Source organism: Enterobacter sp. AC1, assembly GCF_050434705.1.
Classification (GTDB): domain Bacteria; phylum Pseudomonadota; class Gammaproteobacteria; order Enterobacterales; family Enterobacteriaceae; genus Enterobacter; species Enterobacter cloacae_L.
In genome coordinates, this window is record NZ_JBNDIZ010000007.1 from 59,206 (window position 1) to 77,142 (window position 17,937).

General features: G+C 57.0%; 13 protein-coding genes. 3 read left to right on the forward strand and 10 right to left on the reverse strand.

Going from position 1 to position 17,937, the window contains the following annotated elements; translation table 11 throughout:
• Positions 1-60: 60 nt before the first annotated feature.
• Together relA and rlmD are read right to left on the reverse strand one after the other, a co-directional pair.
• Complete coding sequence (gene relA / locus M2433_RS18480) at positions 61-2,292, reverse strand: GTP diphosphokinase (protein ID WP_429056099.1); 2,232 nt, start codon at positions 2,290-2,292, stop codon at positions 61-63.
• A gap of 51 nt (positions 2,293-2,343) precedes the next feature.
• On the reverse strand, positions 2,344-3,642 hold the full coding sequence (rlmD, locus tag M2433_RS18485; RefSeq protein WP_429056101.1) for a 23S rRNA (uracil(1939)-C(5))-methyltransferase RlmD: 1,299 nt from the start codon (positions 3,640-3,642) through the stop codon (positions 2,344-2,346).
• 57 nt (positions 3,643-3,699) lie between these two features.
• On the opposite strand from rlmD, the gene barA reads away from it, so the two are divergent.
• Positions 3,700-6,459 carry a two-component sensor histidine kinase BarA gene (gene barA, locus M2433_RS18490; RefSeq protein WP_429056103.1) on the forward strand — a complete coding sequence of 920 codons (2,760 nt, stop codon included), beginning with the start codon at positions 3,700-3,702 and terminating at the stop codon, positions 6,457-6,459.
• Positions 6,460-6,990: 531 nt separating this feature from the next.
• On the opposite strand, the gene M2433_RS18495 is transcribed toward barA, so the two are convergent.
• The 8 genes from M2433_RS18495 to syd form a co-directional block, all read right to left on the reverse strand.
• Complete coding sequence (locus M2433_RS18495; protein ID WP_429056105.1) at positions 6,991-8,130, reverse strand: glycerate kinase; 1,140 nt, start codon at positions 8,128-8,130, stop codon at positions 6,991-6,993.
• A gap of 77 nt (positions 8,131-8,207) precedes the next feature.
• Entirely contained in the window at positions 8,208-9,545 is a 1,338-nt protein-coding gene (gudD, locus tag M2433_RS18500; RefSeq protein ID WP_429056107.1) for a glucarate dehydratase, read from the reverse strand.
• 15 nt (positions 9,546-9,560) lie between these two features.
• Positions 9,561-10,901, reverse strand: a complete 1,341-nt coding sequence (locus tag M2433_RS18505) for an enolase C-terminal domain-like protein (protein WP_429056109.1) — start codon at positions 10,899-10,901, stop codon at positions 9,561-9,563.
• Positions 10,901-12,256, reverse strand: a complete 1,356-nt coding sequence (gene gudP / locus M2433_RS18510) for a galactarate/glucarate/glycerate transporter GudP (protein ID WP_429056111.1) — start codon at positions 12,254-12,256, stop codon at positions 10,901-10,903. Before gudP ends, M2433_RS18505 begins: the two co-directional genes overlap by 1 nt.
• Positions 12,257-12,586: 330 nt before the next feature.
• Complete coding sequence (locus M2433_RS18515) at positions 12,587-13,036, reverse strand: flavodoxin (RefSeq protein WP_023294459.1); 450 nt, start codon at positions 13,034-13,036, stop codon at positions 12,587-12,589.
• A gap of 24 nt (positions 13,037-13,060) precedes the next feature.
• Positions 13,061-13,837 carry a tRNA pseudouridine(65) synthase TruC gene (gene truC, locus M2433_RS18520; protein WP_429056112.1) on the reverse strand — a complete coding sequence of 259 codons (777 nt, stop codon included), beginning with the start codon at positions 13,835-13,837 and terminating at the stop codon, positions 13,061-13,063.
• Positions 13,834-14,163 (reverse strand): YqcC family protein, encoded by a 330-nt coding sequence (locus tag M2433_RS18525; RefSeq protein ID WP_429056114.1) that lies wholly within the window; start codon positions 14,161-14,163, stop codon positions 13,834-13,836. Before M2433_RS18525 ends, truC begins: the two co-directional genes overlap by 4 nt.
• Positions 14,164-14,793: 630 nt before the next feature.
• Positions 14,794-15,339, reverse strand: coding sequence for a SecY-interacting protein (gene syd, locus M2433_RS18530; protein WP_429056116.1), 546 nt, complete (start codon positions 15,337-15,339; stop codon positions 14,794-14,796).
• Between the two features lie 69 nt (positions 15,340-15,408).
• On the opposite strand from syd, the gene queF reads away from it, so the two are divergent.
• Positions 15,409-16,251, forward strand: coding sequence for an NADPH-dependent 7-cyano-7-deazaguanine reductase QueF (queF, locus tag M2433_RS18535; protein WP_429056118.1), 843 nt, complete (start codon positions 15,409-15,411; stop codon positions 16,249-16,251).
• A 116-nt stretch (positions 16,252-16,367) separates the two neighbouring features.
• Positions 16,368-17,732 carry a nucleotide 5'-monophosphate nucleosidase PpnN gene (gene ppnN / locus M2433_RS18540; protein WP_047348003.1) on the forward strand — a complete coding sequence of 455 codons (1,365 nt, stop codon included), beginning with the start codon at positions 16,368-16,370 and terminating at the stop codon, positions 17,730-17,732.
• The last annotated feature ends 205 nt before the right edge of the window (positions 17,733-17,937 follow it).

The following is a 17,937-nucleotide window of genomic DNA, read 5'->3' on the forward strand; positions in this document are numbered from 1 at the left end:
CCATTAAAAAACAAGCCGGTTGGCGGCAAAGCCTTACCCGGCCTACATAAGAAAGTGCAGTTAACCGCCGTGCAGACGACGCGCGTCAATCACATCCGGTACCTGGTTCAGTTTGCCAAGCACGCGGCCCAGCACCTGCAGGTTATAGATTTCGATGGTCATATCGATGGTGGCAAGCTGCTCGCGGGTATCGCTGCGGCTGGCAACGCCCAGCACGTTGACCTTCTCGTTGGCGAGAATGGTGGTGATATCGCGCAGCAGACCGCTGCGGTCGTTCGCGGTGACGCGAACCACCAGCGAGTAACCGGCGGAATAGCTTTCGCCCCAGACCGCTTCCACAATGCGCTCCGGCGCATGAGACTGAAGCTCGGCAAGCTGGTCGCAGTCGGAACGGTGAATCGAGATCCCACGCCCCTGAGTGATAAAGCCGACGATGTCGTCCCCGGGAATCGGCTGGCAGCAGCGGGCAATGTGGTGCATCAGATTGCCCACGCCCTCGACCACCACGCGACCGTTGTCTTTGCTGCGCTGCTGCGGCGCGTAGGTTTTCTGCTGCAGCTGCTTCAGCGCCGCCGCGTCCTGCTCTGCGGCACTTGGCTTATTGAACTGCGCCTGCAGGAAATTCACCATCTGATTCAGACGGATATCACCGCCGCCAATGGCCGCTAACAGCTCGTCAAGCTCGTTGAAGTTGTAGCGCGGCAGCAGGAATTTCTCCGCCTCTTTCAGGCTTATCCCGATATGCTCCAGCTCGTCGTCAAGAATCTGGCGACCGGCAAGGATATTCTTGTCACGATCCTGTTTACGGAACCAGGCGTGAATTTTCGAGCGCCCGCGGCTGGTGGTGACATAACCCAGGTTCGGGTTAAGCCAGTCCCTGCTCGGGTTGGGCTGCTTCTGGGTAATGATTTCAATCTGGTCACCCATCTGCAGCTGATAGGTAAACGGTACGATACGCCCGCCAATTTTCGCTCCGATGCAGCGGTGCCCCACATCGCTGTGGATGTGGTAGGCAAAATCGAGCGGCGTGGAGCCTGCCGGCAGGTCGACAACGTCCCCTTTCGGGGTAAACACATACACCCGGTCGTCGAAGACCTGGCTGCGCACTTCGTCAAGCATCTCGCCGGAGTCGGCCATCTCTTCCTGCCACGCAATCAGCTTACGCAGCCAGGCAATGCGGTCTTCATGGCCTGAACGCGCCCCGCCGGACGTGCCTTCCTTGTATTTCCAGTGCGCGGCGACGCCCAGCTCAGCGTCCTCATGCATCTGCCTGGTGCGGATCTGAATCTCAACCGTTTTGCCGCCAGGGCCAAGCACAACGGTATGGATAGACTGGTAGCCGTTAGGTTTCGGGTTGGCGACATAGTCATCGAACTCATCCGGCAGATGGCGGAAGTGAGTGTGTACTATCCCCAGCGCGGCGTAGCAGTCCTGCAGACGCTCCGCCACGATACGCACGGCGCGCACGTCAAACAGCTCGTCAAAGGCGAGGTGCTTCTTCTGCATTTTGCGCCAGATGCTGTAGATGTGCTTAGGTCGGCCGTAGACTTCAGCGCGCACGTTCTCTTCTTTCATCGCCTGGCGCAAACCGCCGACAAATTCATCGATATAGTGTTCGCGGTCGATACGACGCTCGTGCAGGAGTTTGGCAATGCGTTTGTATTCCGCCGGGTGCAGATAGCGGAAGCAGTAATCTTCCAGCTCCCACTTCAGCTGACCAATCCCTAAGCGGTTCGCCAGCGGTGCATAAATGTTCGTACACTCTTTGGCAGCCAGCACGCGCTCGTCTTCCGGCGCATCTTTCACTTCACGCAGATGGGCGATACGCTCGGCAAGCTTGATGACCACGCAGCGGAAATCATCCACCATGGCCAGCAGCATCCGGCGAACGTTATCGACCTGTTCTGAGGAGACGGAATCGGTATGCGCGGCTTTAAGCTGGCGAATGGCCGCCATATCGCGCACGCCGTGGATAAGCGCAACGACGGATTTCCCAACGCTGTCGCCAAGCACGTCTTCGCTGACCACGTCCGCATCCGCAAGGGGGAAGAGAAGCGCGGCCTGCAGCGTTTCGATGTCCATGTTCAGCATGGACAGGATTTCAACCATCTCCACGCCGCGCCACAGGAGAAGATCGGCGTCGGTATGCCCCTGCGTGGTGCGCAGACAATAGGCCCAGGTTTCGGTTAAGCGTTCACACGACTGCTGGCTGGAAATTCCCAGACTTGCGATCCATTTTTGTGGGTCAAATTCCCCAGCTTTATTCAGATGTGCACTTCTTACCGCAACCATTGTCCTCTCCTTTAGGGACCAGGGCCTGTCGAAGTCGACAAGCCAAACTCATTAAATGTGCTCGAACAACACCATCGATTCCAGATGCCCAGTGTGCGGGAACATGTCCAGCATTGCCAGACGCTGAATCTGGTAACCCGCGCTGAGTAATGCCTCGCTATCGCGGGCAAGCGTTGCCGGGTTACAGGAAACATAGACCACACGCTTCGGCGCGAGTTTAATTATATGCTGCATTACACCCGGGGCACCTGCACGCGCCGGGTCGAGAAGAATTTTATCAAAGCCCTGCTTTGCCCACGGCTGTTGAGTCACATCTTCCTCAAGATTTTGATGAAAGAATGTCACATTTTGCAAGCCGTTCTGTTGCGCGTTCTCCTGTCCTTTCGCCACCAGCGCGTCAACGCCTTCAACGCCGACGACGCTGGCTGCCATTCGCGCCAGCGGTAGCGTGAAGTTGCCCATTCCGCAGAACAGGTCGAGCACCCGATCGCTTTTTTGAACGTCCAGCCACGCCAGCGCTTTCTCAACCATCTGCTGGTTAACGCCGTCATTCACCTGAATGAAATCCCGCGGGCTGAACGTTAAGCGTAGCCCGTTTGACGCATACCAGGGCGCATCGCCGGTAACCTGCTCAAGTATCTCGCTTTGTGGTGCCAGGAAAAGCGCCAGGTCGTGGGAATGCGAAAAGCGTTCCAGTTTTTCGCGATCTTTTTTCGACAGCGGCGCGGTATGGCGCAGGACCATGAGCGGGCCATTGTTTGCCATAACCAGTTCCACGTGCCCGAGGTAGCGAACGCCGTCCAGTTCAGAAAGGCAGGTGCGCACGTCCGGAAGTAACGCCTCAAGATGGGGCACCAAAATGGGGCACTGATTCACATCAACGATGTCGCTGGAGCCGGCCTTGCGAAACCCCATCTCCAGCCGCGCCGTTTTTGGCTGATAGCTCAGGCTCAGGCGCGCGCGACGGCGATAGCCCCAGGGCTCGTCGGCAAGGATCTCATCAACGTCGTGTTTAAGCAGGCGCGCCAGGGCGCTGCTTTTGCTTTTTTGCTGTAATTCTAAGCTCGCATGCTGTTGCTGGCAGCCTCCGCAAACCCCAAAATGTGCGCAGCGGGGCTTGACGCGCTCCGGGCTGTCATTGAGGCGACGCTTAACCTGCCCGCGCGCGAACTGGCGTTTATCTTCCGTCAGCGTAATTTCTGCTCGTTCTGTTGGCAGCAAACCTGTTATAAACAGAGCCTTACCGTTGTGACGCGCCACCCCCTGACCGAAAGGATCGAGGTCCGTGGCTTCAACGGTTATGATTTCACGCGTCGTCACGCGTCGCTTTGCAGAGTAGAATTGCGCCATCGCCGAGATTTTTCTCAAATAAACATAATTATCTTAATTGTCCCATAACGGAACGCCATGACCAACTACAGCCTGCGCGCGCGCATGATGATTTTGATCCTCGCCCCCACCGTTCTCATCGGTTTGCTGCTGAGTATCTTCTTTGTGGTGCACCGCTATAACGATTTGCAGCGACAGCTGGAAGATGCAGGAGCGAGTATTATCGAACCGCTTGCCGTCTCCAGCGAGTACGGCATGAACCTGCAAAATCGCGAATCCATTGGTCAGTTAATCAGCGTACTCCACCGCCGTCATTCGGATATCGTCCGCGCCATCTCCGTGTACGATGAACATAACCGCCTGTTTGTGACCTCGAATTTTCATCTCGATCCGGCAGCCCTGAAGATCCCGGACGGTACGCCGTTCCCGCGCCACCTCACCGTGCTGCGGCGCGGCGATATCATGATTCTGCGCACGCCGATCGTTTCGGAAAGCTATTCACCCGATGAGTCTGCGCAATCTGACGCCAAATCCAGCAACAATATGCTGGGATATGTGGCACTGGAGCTGGATCTCAAGTCAGTCCGGCTACAGCAGTACAAAGAAATCTTCATCTCTGGCGTGATGATGCTGTTCTGCATTGGTATTGCGCTGATCTTCGGCTGGCGCCTGATGCGCGACGTGACGGGCCCCATCCGCAACATGGTTAACACGGTTGACCGCATCCGCCGGGGACAGCTCGACAGCCGGGTGGAAGGGTTTATGCTGGGCGAGCTGGATATGCTGAAAAACGGCATCAACTCGATGGCCATGTCGCTGGCGGCGTACCACGAAGAGATGCAGCACAACGTTGACCAGGCCACGTCCGACCTGCGCGAAACGCTGGAGCAGATGGAGATTCAGAACGTTGAACTGGATCTGGCGAAAAAGCGCGCTCAGGAAGCGGCGCGTATTAAATCTGAATTCCTTGCCAATATGTCGCACGAGCTGCGTACGCCGCTCAACGGCGTGATCGGCTTTACCCGCCTGACCCTGAAAAGCGAGCTCAACCCGACTCAGCGCGACCACCTGCACACCATTGAGCGCTCGGCCAACAACCTGCTGGCGATCATTAACGACGTGCTGGACTTCTCCAAGCTGGAAGCGGGCAAGCTTATCCTGGAAAGCATTCCGTTCCCGCTGCGCAGCACGCTCGATGAAGTGGTGACGCTGCTCGCTCACTCGTCGCACGACAAAGGCCTTGAGCTGACGCTCAACATTAAAAACGACGTGCCGGATAACGTCATTGGCGATCCGTTGCGCCTGCAGCAGGTCATTACCAACCTTGTCGGGAATGCCATTAAATTCACCGAAAGCGGTAACATCGACATTCTCGTAGAGAAGCGCTCCATCAGCAGCAATAAGGTCCAGATTGAAGTTCAAATCCGCGATACAGGCATCGGTATTCCGGAGCGGGATCAGTCGCGGCTGTTCCAGGCGTTCCGTCAGGCGGACGCCAGTATCTCCCGTCGTCATGGCGGTACCGGCCTGGGGCTGGTGATCACGCAGCGACTGGTGAACGAGATGGGCGGCGATATCTCTTTCCACAGCCAGCCGAACCGCGGATCAACCTTCTGGTTCCACATTAATCTGGATCTCAATCCGAACGTGCTGACCGATGGTCCGGTGACGGACTGCCTGAAAGGCAAGCGCCTGGCCTACGTCGAACCGAACGCGGCGGCAGCGCAGTGCGCGCTTGATATCTTAAGCACCACGCCGCTGGAGGTGGTCTACAGCCCAACCTTCTCCGCCCTTGCCGTTGAGCATTACGACATTCTGCTGATGGGGATCCCGGTTACCTTCACCGGCGAACTGACCATGCAGCAGGAGCGGCTGGCGAAAGCCGCGTCGATGACTGACTATCTGCTGCTGGCGCTGCCTTGCCACGCCCAGCTCAATGCAGAAGAGTTGAAAAATGACGGGGCCGCCGCATGTCTGCTTAAACCGCTCACCTCGACCCGCCTGCTGCCCGCGCTCACCGAGTACTGCCGTCTTAGCCAGCATGCCCTCCCGCTGATTAACGACGAGCAAAAATTACCGATGAGCGTAATGGCGGTGGATGATAACCCGGCAAACCTGAAGCTCATTGGCGCATTGCTTGAAGACCAGGTTCAGCACGTTGAGCTGTGCACCAGCGGCGCGCAGGCGGTTGAACAGGCTAAGCAGATGCAGTTCGATTTAATCCTGATGGATATCCAGATGCCGGGTATGGATGGCATTCGGGCCTGCGAGCTTATCCACCAGCTGCCGCACCAGCAGCAAACTCCGGTTATTGCGGTCACCGCGCATGCGATGGCCGGCCAGAAAGAGAAGCTGCTGAGCGCCGGGATGAATGACTATCTGGCGAAGCCAATCGATGAAGAGAAGCTTCATAACCTGCTGTTGCGCTATAAGCCGGGTCATATTGGCGGGACGTACACGGTTTCCAGTGAGCAGGTTGAAATCAGCGTCAATCAGAATGCGACCTTTGACTGGCAGCTAGCCCTGCGCCAGGCGGCAGGTAAACCCGATTTGGCCCGCGAAATGCTGCAAATGCTGGTCGCGTTTCTGCCGGAAATCCGCAACAAGGTTGAGGAGCAGCTGGTGGGTGAAAACCCGGAAGAACTGCTGGAAGCGATCCACAAGCTGCACGGTAGCTGTGGGTACAGCGGCGTACCGCGTCTGAAAAATCTTTGCCAACTGCTGGAGCAACAGCTGCGTGCAGGTACCCCGGAATCGGAGCTTGAACCGGAGTTTCTGGAGCTGTTGGATGAGATGGATAACGTGACGCGGGAAGCGATGAAGGTGTTAGGGAACTGAGGTAAAAGCCCGATGGCGCTACGCTTACCGGGCCTAAAGGTACAGGTGCGGCCTGATGCCCTCACCCCGCCCCTCTCCCACAGGGGTGAGGGTTCCCCACAAAATAATGCCTGCACGGACGACCCCCTCTCCCTTGAGGGAGAGGGCTGGGGTGAGGGGGAACATACGGCTCTGGTGGTCATTCCGTTCACTTCATGTTCCTTGCAACTCTGTAACGTCATGACCTGTGAACGTGCCAGGGTGGCTCAATCGCCACCACCCTGGCGACCCGGGCTCCCGGCGGTAAATCGCCGCTTCGCGGTGCCCTCAGCTTATTCCTTCGGGCTCTCGGGTCGGGCATGAGCCTGCATCCCTGCAGGCCACGCCCTCTCGGCGCATCCCTGCGCCTCGCCCCGGCCCTACGGAAACGCTTCGGCGATTTACAGCCGGACCAGGGCATCGCTGTAAGCCATTAATTTTTCCGAAGCAACATTCACCGCTTCCGGTTAAAAAAATTACCGGGGCTCCCTCAGCCCACAGGGAGAAGGAGAACTACATCCCCTGCCCGACTTTCAGCACCGCCGCGATATTCCTTGCGGCCATTCTGACGTTCTCGCTGGCATTTTCCAGCGCATCTTCCAGCGAGCAGATGGTGTAGATGACGCTAAACACCGCATCAATACCGTGATCGTGTACCACGCCAACGTCCGCCGTCAGGCTACCCGCAATGCCGATGACGGGTTTGTTAAAGCGTTTCGCCACTTTCGCCACGCCTACCGGGACTTTACCGTGGATCGTCTGGCTATCGATGCGACCTTCTCCCGTGATCACCAGATCCGCATCGGCCACCTGGTCGGCCAGGTGTAGCGCATCGGTCACGATCTCAATGCCCTGACGCAGCTGCGCGCCGCAAAAGGCGTACAGCGCTGCCCCCATGCCACCCGCCGCGCCGCCGCCCGCAAGGTTAAGCACGTCGATATCCAGATCCCGGGCAATGACTCTCGCATACTGTGCAAGCGCGTTGTCCAGGGTAACGATCATCTCAGGCGTAGCCCCCTTTTGCGGGCCAAATACGGCTGACGCACCATCCTTTCCGGTGAGCGGGTTCGTCACATCACAGGCGACTTCAATCCGGCACGCCGCCAGACGTTTGTCCAGCCCGCTCAGGTCGATACGGGCAAGATTTCCCAGCTCGCCCCCGCCCTGCCCAAGGGGCTGCCCACTGTCGTCCAGCAGCTTTGCCCCCAGCGCCTGCACCATCCCTGCGCCACCGTCATTGGTCGCACTGCCGCCAATGCCAATAATGATATGCTTAACGCCTGCGTCCAGCGCGTGACGAATAAGTTCTCCCGTGCCCCAGGAGGTCGTTTTCAGGGGGTTACGCTGCGAAGGGACGACCAGCTCCAGGCCGCTTGCAGCCGCCATTTCAATAAAAGCACTCTGCTCGTCACCGGATAAGCCATAAAACCCTTCCACGCGCTCACCCAGCGGGCCGGTCACCGGAACATGCACAATGCGTCCCTGCGTTGCTGCGATCATCGCCTCAACCGTCCCTTCGCCACCGTCCGCGACCGGCAGTTTGACGTAAACCGCCTCGGGAAAGATCTCGCGAAAACCACGCTCTATCGCTGTCGCAACCTCAAGCGCACTCAAACTTTCCTTATACGAGTCCGGTGCGATAACAATTTTCATAAGCCATCCTTACGCATAGTCGTTACGTTAAGCATACACCACGTAAAAGACCGCCAATGGGAGCGGTCCCAATGCGTTTATCGTACCATGCACGGGCGTTTATTGTCGAATGTCCAGTCCGGAAACAGATACTGCATCGCCATCGCGTCGTCGCGTGCGCCCAGGCCGTGTTTTTGATACAGCTCGTGGGCCTTCATGAGCTGGTCCATATCCAGCTCAACCCCCAGCCCCGGTGTTGAAGGCACCTGCACCATGCCACCTTTGATCTCAAACGGCTGCTTAGTCAGACGCTGATTACCTTCCTGCCAGATCCAGTGCGTGTCGATTGCTGTAATCTTGCCCGGCGCGGCAGCGGCAACGTGAGTGAACATCGCCAGCGACACGTCGAAGTGGTTGTTGGAGTGCGAGCCCCAGGTCAGGCCAAACTCGTGGCACATCTGCGCCACGCGCACCGACCCCTGCATCGTCCAGAAGTGCGGGTCAGCCAGCGGAATGTCGACAGACTGTAATGACAGGGTGTGTCCCATCTGACGCCAGTCGGTGGCAATCATATTGGTCGCGGTCGGCAGCCCCGTGGCGCGACGGAATTCTGCCATCACTTCACGGCCAGAGAAGCCTTGCTCCGCCCCGCACGGATCCTCCGCGTAGGCCAGTACGCCCTTAAGCTGCTTGCCGATCGCGATCGCTTCATTAAGGGACCAGGCCCCGTTCGGATCGAGCGTTACGCGCGCCTGCGGGAAACGTTTTGCCAGCGCGGTGACGGCTTCCGCCTCTTCCTCACCGGCCAGCACGCCGCCCTTCAGTTTGAAATCATTGAAGCCATATTTTTCGTACGCGGCCTCGGCCAGACGTACCACCGCATCCGGGGTCATCGCCTCATCGTGGCGGAGACGGTACCAGTCGCATTGTTCGTCCGGCTGGCTTTGATACGGCAACGGCGTCAGCTTGCGGTCGCCGACAAAGAACAGATAACCCAGCATTTCGACCTCGCTGCGCTGCTGCCCTTCGCCCAACAGCGACGCAACGTTAACCCCCAGATGCTGGCCCAGCAGATCTAACATGGCGGATTCAATACCGGTCACCACATGGATTGTGGTGCGCAGATCGAAAGTCTGCAGGCCACGGCCACCGGCATCGCGATCGGCAAAGGTGTTGCGAACGGTATTGAGAACATTTTTGTACTCACCCAGCGTTTTGCCCACTACCAGCGGAATGGCATCTTGCAGCGTTTTGCGGATCTTCTCCCCGCCCGGAATTTCACCCACGCCGGTATGGCCGGCATTGTCTTTAAGAATCACAATATTGCGGGTAAAGAATGGCGCATGCGCGCCGCTCAGGTTCATCAACATGCTGTCATGGCCCGCAACGGGAACGATCTGCATGGAGGTGACTACAGGGGTAGAAAAAGTACTCATCGTTCAATCCTTTTATCAGTGACGTCCAAAAACAGGGCGCTTACGGTCAAATGTCCAGCCGGGAATAAGGTACTGCATCGGGCCCGCGTCGTTACGCGCGCCGCCCGGCAATTTTTTATACGCCTCATGGGCTTTATGGATCTGATCCCAGTCAAGCTCCACGCCCAGGCCCGGTGCATCCGGTACGGCAATCTTGCCATTTTTGATTTCCAGCGGATTTTTCGTCAGGCGGGCTTCCCCCTCCTGCCAAATCCAGTGGGTGTCGATGGCGGTCGGGTTACCCGGCGCTGCCGCGCCAACGTGAGTAAACATCGCCAGTGAAATGTCGAAATGATTGTTCGAGTGACAGCCCCAGGTCAGGCCCCACTCGTCGCACAACTGCGCTACACGCACGGCGCCCGAGAGCGTCCAGAAGTGTGGGTCCGCCAGCGGAATGTCGACGGCGTTGAGCATCACCGCATGGCCCATTTCGCGCCAGTTGGTGGCGATCATATTGGTCGCCACCGGCAGCCCGGTGGCACGACGGAACTCGGCCATCACTTCGCGGCCCGAGTAGCCCTGCTCCGCGCCGCAAGGATCTTCCGCATAGGTCAGGACATCCCCCAGCCCTTTGCACAGGCTAATCGCTTCATCCAGCAGCCATGCGCCGTTCGGGTCAACGGTGATGCGCGCATCCGGAAAGCGCTTCTTCAGCGCCCGGGCCGTTTCAATCTCCTGCTCGCCGGGCAGCACGCCGCCCTTCAGCTTGAAATCCTTAAAGCCGTAGCGATCCTGCGCGGCCTCGGCCAACCGGACTACGGCCTCCCCGGAGAGCGTCTCCTGATGGCGCAGCTGATACCACTCATGGTTGCCCGGCGAACGGTCCAGATAAGGCAGATCGGTTTTATTACGGTCGCCTACGTAGAACAGGTAGCCCAGCACCGTTACCGCATCGCGCTGTTTGCCCGGGCCCAGCAGTTCGCAGACCGGAACGTTCAGCGCCTTACCGAGCAAATCGAGCAGAGCGGCTTCCAGCGCGGCAACCGCGTTGACGCGCAGTTCAAACGTCCAGGCACCTTTACCGAACGTATCAAAGTCTGCCGACTGATTGCCCTTATGCACCCGCTGAACCACTTTGTTCAGACGGGCAATCTCCTGGCCCACCACCTGCGGAATGGCATCGACCAGCGTCTGGTAAATCACCTCTCCGCCCGGCGCTTCGCCCACGCCGGTATTCCCCGCGCTGTCGGTCAGTACCACGATATTGCGGGTAAACCAGGCGTTATGCGCGCCGCCAATGTTGAGCAGCATGCTGTCCTGTCCGGCCACCGGAATGACCTTCATCTCAGTGACGACTGGGCTTGATTGCGTTGTCATTATTCACGCTCCGCAACAGGCTTAAGTTCGATGCGTTTAATATCGCCGACCAGCACCAGGTAGCTCAGCACCGCCACCAGCGCATGCACACCCACGTAAATCAGCGCGCCGTTAAAGGAGCCGGTGGTGCCGACGATGTAGCCGATAGCGATTGGCGTCACAATGCCGGAGATGTTGCCGAACATGTTGAACAGGCCGCCGCTCAGGCCGCTGATCTCTTTCGGCGCCGTATCCGCCATCACCGCCCAGCCCAGCGCGCCAATGCCTTTGCCGAAGAAGGCCATCGCCATAAAGCCGATAATCATCCACTCTGCGCTGACGTAATTACAGAACACCATGGTCATGGAGAGCAGCATGCCGAGCACAATCGGCGTTTTACGCGCGATGTTCAGTGACCCCGTTCGGCGCATCAGCCAGTCGGAAATTACCCCGCCGAGCACGCCACCGACGAAGCCGCAGATTGCCGGGACCGAGGCAACAAATCCCGCTTTCAGAATCGACATGCCGCGAGCCTGCACCAGGTACACCGGGAACCAGGTGATGAAAAAGTAGGTTAAGGCGTTAATACAGTACTGGCCCAGATAGATGCCGATCATCATGCGCGAGCCGACGAGCTGTTTGATCTGCGACCATTTCTGGCTGAACGGGACTTTTGCTTTTGCGGATTTCTGATCCATGTTGATCAGCGCTCCGCCTTCCGCGATGTACTCCAGCTCTTTTTTGTTCACGCCAGGATGCTGGTTGGGTTCGTGGATCACTTTCAGCCAGACGAAGCTGATGACGATCCCAAGCCCGCCCATGAAGAAGAAGACGTGCGACCAGCCCACCTCATGCGTCAGCCAGCCCATGATTGGCGCGAAAATCACCGTTGCGAAGTACTGTGCGGAGTTGAAAATCGCTACCGCCGTTCCCCTCTCCTGCGCCGGGAACCATGCCGCCACAATGCGGCTGTTGCCCGGGAAGGAAGGTGCTTCCGCTAAGCCCACCAGGAAGCGCAGCGTGAAGAGCGCCACGATAATGCCGAAGCCGCTGAAGATATCGACAAACCCCTGCAACAGGGTAAACATCGACCAGATAAAGATGGACCAGAAATAGACGCGCTTAGAGCCAAAGCGGTCCAGCAGCCAGCCGCCAGGAATTTGGCCGATGACGTAGGCCCATGAGAATGCGGAGAAAACGTAACCCATGCCCACGGGATCAAGGCCGATATCTTTTGCCATTTCAGAGCCGGCAATCGACAGCGTGGCGCGGTCACCATAGTTAAAGGACGTGACGATAAACAGCATCACCACTATCCAGTAGCGGGCATTGGTGCGCTTTTCAGCGCCGCTCGCTGCGTGGCTTAATGTACTCATTGTTGCACTCCTGAAACATAGCTTTCGCCAGGTTCACTCTGTACAGCACCGTAGGGTAATCAGAATGAGATTTGTGTTTGTCGTTTTGGTACGGCCTGAAGCCGTTTTATAGTGACCGGGAAAGTATATGAAGGAGTGCCTCTTCACCTCACCGTGCAGAAACACAGTATTTAAGGGTGTATGAGAGGTTGTTTATGGCATAAGCCCAGGATAGTGGAAGATGGTTCACGGAATTGGGTTTGGTGTAGAGATATTGCCGGGTGGCGGCTTCGCCTGACCCGGCCTGGACAACCCGTTGGCCTCGCAAGCGAAGCGCCGCCGGGCAGAGCGTTATTTGAGAAGTGAGGCCCAGTTCTCCACCCACGGGTTTGATTCGCTTTCTGGCTCCGGGTGTTCGCCTGCGTCTATCAACAGCATCTCGCCGACGCGCTGGGCGCTCTGCTCCTGCAAAAGCGCATCGAACTGCTTACCGCCGCCGCAGAAGTTGGCGTAAGAGCTGTCGCCGAGGGCAATGATGCCGTAGTGCACGTCCGGCTGATAGCCTAGCTGGTCCTTAATTCCCTGGAACAGCGGCACGATGCTGTCCGGCAGATCGCCCTGCCCGGTGGTGGAGGTCACCACCAGAATGTATTTATCTTTATACTTTTCCCAGTCAGCCAGTTCCGGGTCTTCGTAGACCGTGGCTTTATGGCCCTGGCTGGCGAGTATTGCCTCAGCCTCTTCCGCTACCAGCAGCGAGTTGCCGTACATTGTGCCGACAAAAATGCCTACTTCAGCCATGTGTTTTTCCCATAATGAATGCGCTTACCGTTCATCCTGAACGTTGCCCGTTACAAACTCAACCCTTTCATTTTTGGGGAGTTGCCCCAGCCAGCCAAACTGTGACAGCGCCAGCATCCAGACGTCGTCCAGCCCCGCGCGGATCGTCAGCGGTTCACCGGTAAACGGGTGCGTCAGGCTAAGCTCGCTCGCGTGTAACATCAGACGGCCGCAGCCGAAATGTTCGGCAGCACTGCGGTTCTGACGCAGATCGCCATGTTTGCTGTCGCCAATAATCGGGTGACGCAGATGCGCAAGATGCCGTCGCAGCTGGTGCTTACGCCCGGTTTTGGGCAAAAGCTCAACCAGGCTGTAGCGTGTGGTCGGAAATTTGCTGGTGGCCACCGGCATTTCGGTCGTCGCCATGCCGCGATAATCCGTCACTGCGGGCTGCGGGCCCTTGTCATCGCGGGCAAATTTATCGGCGATTTTGTCCAGCTCCTCCACCAGCGGGTAGTCCAGCGTGGCGGACTCCGTGAGCCAGCCGCGGACGATCGCGTGATAGCGTTTCTGGATCTGGTGCTGTTCGAACTGCTGAGACAGCAAACGGCCGGCTTCGCTGGACAGCCCCATCAGCAGCACGCCGGAGGTCGGCCTGTCGAGACGATGGGCGGTAAAAACATGCTGACCAATCTGGTCGCGCACCGTTTGCATCACCACCACTTTCTCGTCGCGATCGAGCCAGCTTCGGTGCACCAGCCAGCCTGATGGTTTATTTACCGCCACCAGCCACTCGTCCTGATAGAGGATCTCAAGCGTCATGCCTCTTCACCGGCAAACAGGGCATCCAGTTTTTCCAGTTCGGCCAGCATCACGTCGCGCGCGGGGTGCGTCGCCTCCAGCGCCATTTCATAATAGGGAGAGACAGCAAATGCCTGCGGCAGCGGGTGGCCGCCCTCAAGCAACGCGTGCATGCGCGGGATCAACACCCACTGCAGCCACTCAAACGGGGCCAGCGTATCCAGGCAGAAGGGCTGGGTGCTTGCGAACGCATCTGGCTGCGGCGCGGTCTCCTGCCACAGCTGATGTTGGCGCAAAAGGGCTTCGATGGCGTGCAACTGAGCACGAACGCTATCGTGTTGCGTCATGGTAACCTCAACTGAAAAAGTGAACGGCGCGCAGCATAGCATTGCGGAAGGCAGAAATAAAAAAAGGGAGCACTGTAAAAACAGTGCTCCCGGTTCGTTTCGCAGCATTCCAGCTACAATTCGTGCTCCCTGCTCATCCGTGACAACTTTTCCTGAAGCCCGAAGGCCTGGTCATCCGTAAACCTGTACATCCTGCACACATCTTCCTGACGTGTTTGTTTCATCCTGAAACGTCCTGGTCTTCCTGACCCACCGACCATCCTGACCGGTTCTCGTTCTCCTTCCTGGAGGTGTCCCTTACGCATCCTGCGTTATCCGCTTGCTTCATCCTGAAGCCTTCCTGCAGCGCCATCCTGACGAGTCCTGAGTAAGAAACGCCATCATCCTGATGTTCGTTTCTCGTGTCGGCATCCTGTCGACGGAGATAGAATCCGCTATTCCGCTTCGTCTTACAACCCACCCTGTCAGCGTTGTGAGCCGTAAGAAATCCCTAAAAAAGAGCGTAAGAGCAAGTAATCCATTGAAAAACAGTGTGATAATAATCTTAATTAATTGAGGCGATACTGAATGTTCCAGCGATCTCTCACAAACCTTGTAAGAGATCTCTCACACGCGCTGTAGCATCATGGATTACAGAAGTGGCTCAAGTCGGGTAAGGAAATCCGCAAGTGAGGGGGCGAGGGTCTCGCGATTGCGGGTGCCGATAGTCTCTTTAATGACTTCGCCGGACAGGTTACAGACGGAGATAACGTCCAGTTCGCTGTCGAGCGTGGCGATAAAGAGCGTAGGAGAAAGCTTAAGACGTTTTTGCGTGACCAGATGACCAATCAGGTTTTCCTGAACACGCTGCAGATCGTCTTCGCTCCAGGTCTGCAACAGCGTCAGCGTGATATCAGCAAAGCGTGCAGGCATATCCCCTGCAAACTGCGTGGCGTAAAACGCATGAACCGCTGGTTGTACCACAATGTCCATTGCGCGTTCAACCGCATTTACATTTTGCGCACCGGTGTTGGGCTTCGGCTGCCAGATAACGTAATCGTCAAATGAAGAGATAATGCACGGCGAAGGTACGCCATATAAATCAGGACTTTGTGGCCACGTGCCCTGCTTTTCATGCCATGCGTCGCAATAGCGGGTTGTGAAGGTAGTAAGGGCATTTGCCGTTTCAATGTCCACCGATTTCTCTCTTCTTGTCAGACAGGATAAACTCAGGGCATAAGTGTACCTGTAAAGTGGCTATGAAACATGTCTTACGAAAATCATCAGGCATTAACCGGCTTAACGCTGGGTAAATCGACCGACTACCGCGATACCTACGATGCAAGCCTGCTGCAGGGCGTGCCGCGCAGCCTGAATCGCGATCCTCTGGGTCTGCATGCGGACGCGCTGCCGTTTGTCGGCGGTGACATCTGGACGCTGTACGAACTCTCCTGGCTCAACGCGCGCGGGCTGCCGCAGGTGGCGGTGGGCCACGTTGAGCTGGATTACGCCAGCCAGAATCTGGTTGAATCCAAAAGCTTCAAGCTTTATCTCAACAGCTTTAACCAGACTAAATTCAACAGCTGGGACGACGTTCAGCATACCCTGGAGCGCGACTTAAGCGCCTGCGCACAGGGCAAGGTGAGCGTTTCACTGTATCGCCTGCACGAGCTGGAGGGCCAGCCGATTGCCCACTTCAACGGAACCTGCATCGACGATCAGGATATCGAGGTGGAGAATTATGAATTCAGCGCCGATTACCTCGAAAACGCGGCAAGCGGAAAGGTGGTCGAAGAGACGCTGGTCAGCCATCTGCTGAAGTCCAACTGCCTGATCACCCACCAGCCGGACTGGGGTTCAGTGCAGATCCAGTACCGCGGACCGAAAATCGACCGGGAAAAGCTGCTGCGCTATCTGGTGTCGTTCCGCCATCACAACGAATTTCACGAGCAGTGCGTGGAGCGCATCTTTAGCGATATTCAGCGTTTCTGCCAGCCAGAAAAACTGAGCGTTTACGCGCGGTATACCCGCCGCGGCGGTCTGGATATCAACCCGTGGCGGACCAATACCGACTTTGTCCCTGCGACGGGTCGGCTGGTACGCCAGTAATATAAATATTTTCACAATATGCGCGGTATCTTCCGCGCTTTAGGTTGTGAAACGTCACGCGGCAAGGCTATTGTAATCAACAGGGAAAGACGATAATCGTCCCGTAAGGAGCTCACTTGATTACACATATTAGCCCGCTTGGCTCAATGGATATGTTGTCGCAGCTGGAAGTGGACATGCTTAAACGCACGGCCAGCAGCGATCTTTATCAACTGTTTCGTAACTGTTCACTTGCCGTACTGAACTCCGGAAGCCTGACAGATAACAGTAAAGAACTGCTGTCCCGCTTCGAAAGCTTTGACATCAACGTGCTGCGCCGCGAGCGTGGCGTGAAGCTTGAAGTCATCAACCCGCCGGAAGATGCCTTCGTCGATGGGCGCATTATTCGTTCACTTCAGGCTAACCTGTTTGCCGTGCTGCGCGACATCCTGTTTGTTAACGGGCAGATCCATAACGCAGGACGTTTCCAGCATCTCGACCTGGAAAGCTCGGTCCATATTACCAACCTGGTATTCTCTATTTTGCGCAACGCCCGCGCCCTGCACGTCGGCGAAGCCCCGAACATGGTCGTCTGCTGGGGCGGTCACTCCATTAACGAAACTGAATATCTCTATGCCCGTCGGGTGGGGACGCAGCTCGGCCTGCGCGAGCTGAATATCTGTACCGGCTGTGGCCCGGGGGCGATGGAAGCGCCCATGAAAGGAGCGGCGGTCGGGCACGCGCAGCAGCGTTACAAAGAGGGGCGGTTTATCGGCATGACCGAGCCGTCAATCATCGCCGCTGAGCCACCTAACCCGCTGGTTAACGAGCTGATCATCATGCCGGATATCGAGAAACGTCTTGAGGCGTTTGTCCGTATCGCCCACGGCATTATCATCTTCCCGGGCGGCGTGGGGACAGCGGAAGAGCTGCTCTATCTGCTGGGGATTCTGATGAACCCGGCCAACAAAGATCAGGTTCTGCCGTTGATCCTGACCGGGCCAAAAGAGAGCGCAGACTACTTCCGCGTGCTTGACGAATTTATCGTCCACACGCTGGGCGAAGCCGCGCGCCGTCACTATCGCATCATCATTGATGATGCCGCAGAAGTGGCGCGTCAGATGAAAAAAGCGATGCCGCTGGTGAAAGAGAACCGCCGTGATACTGGCGATGCCTACAGCTTTAACTGGTCTATCCGTATCGCGCCGGACCTGCAAATCCCGTTTGAGCCATCGCATGAAAATATGGCGAACCTGAAACTCTACCCGGACCAGCCGGTGGAAGTGCTGGCAGCCGATTTGCGTCGTGCCTTCTCCGGGATTGTGGCGGGCAACGTCAAAGAAGTCGGCATCCGTGCGATTGAGCAGTACGGTCCGTACAAGATCCACGGCGACCCGGAGATGATGCGCCGTATGGATGACATGCTACAGGGCTTCGTCGCTCAGCACCGCATGAAGCTTCCGGGCTCCGCCTATATTCCTTGCTACGAAATCTGCACATAGCGCTTAGCAGCGTCTCATCAAAGCCGGGCCGCGCTGTCGCGCGTCCCGGCTTTTTTTATTACTGAAGCAATTCATAGGCATCACTTATGACTTTTACAATTTTTTCACAAAAGCAAACGATTACCTGGTTTTAACAACCATAAATTATCAGCCTTAATCCAAATTACCTGCCAGAAAATACTAAAAACCCATTTCTTTACAGCCA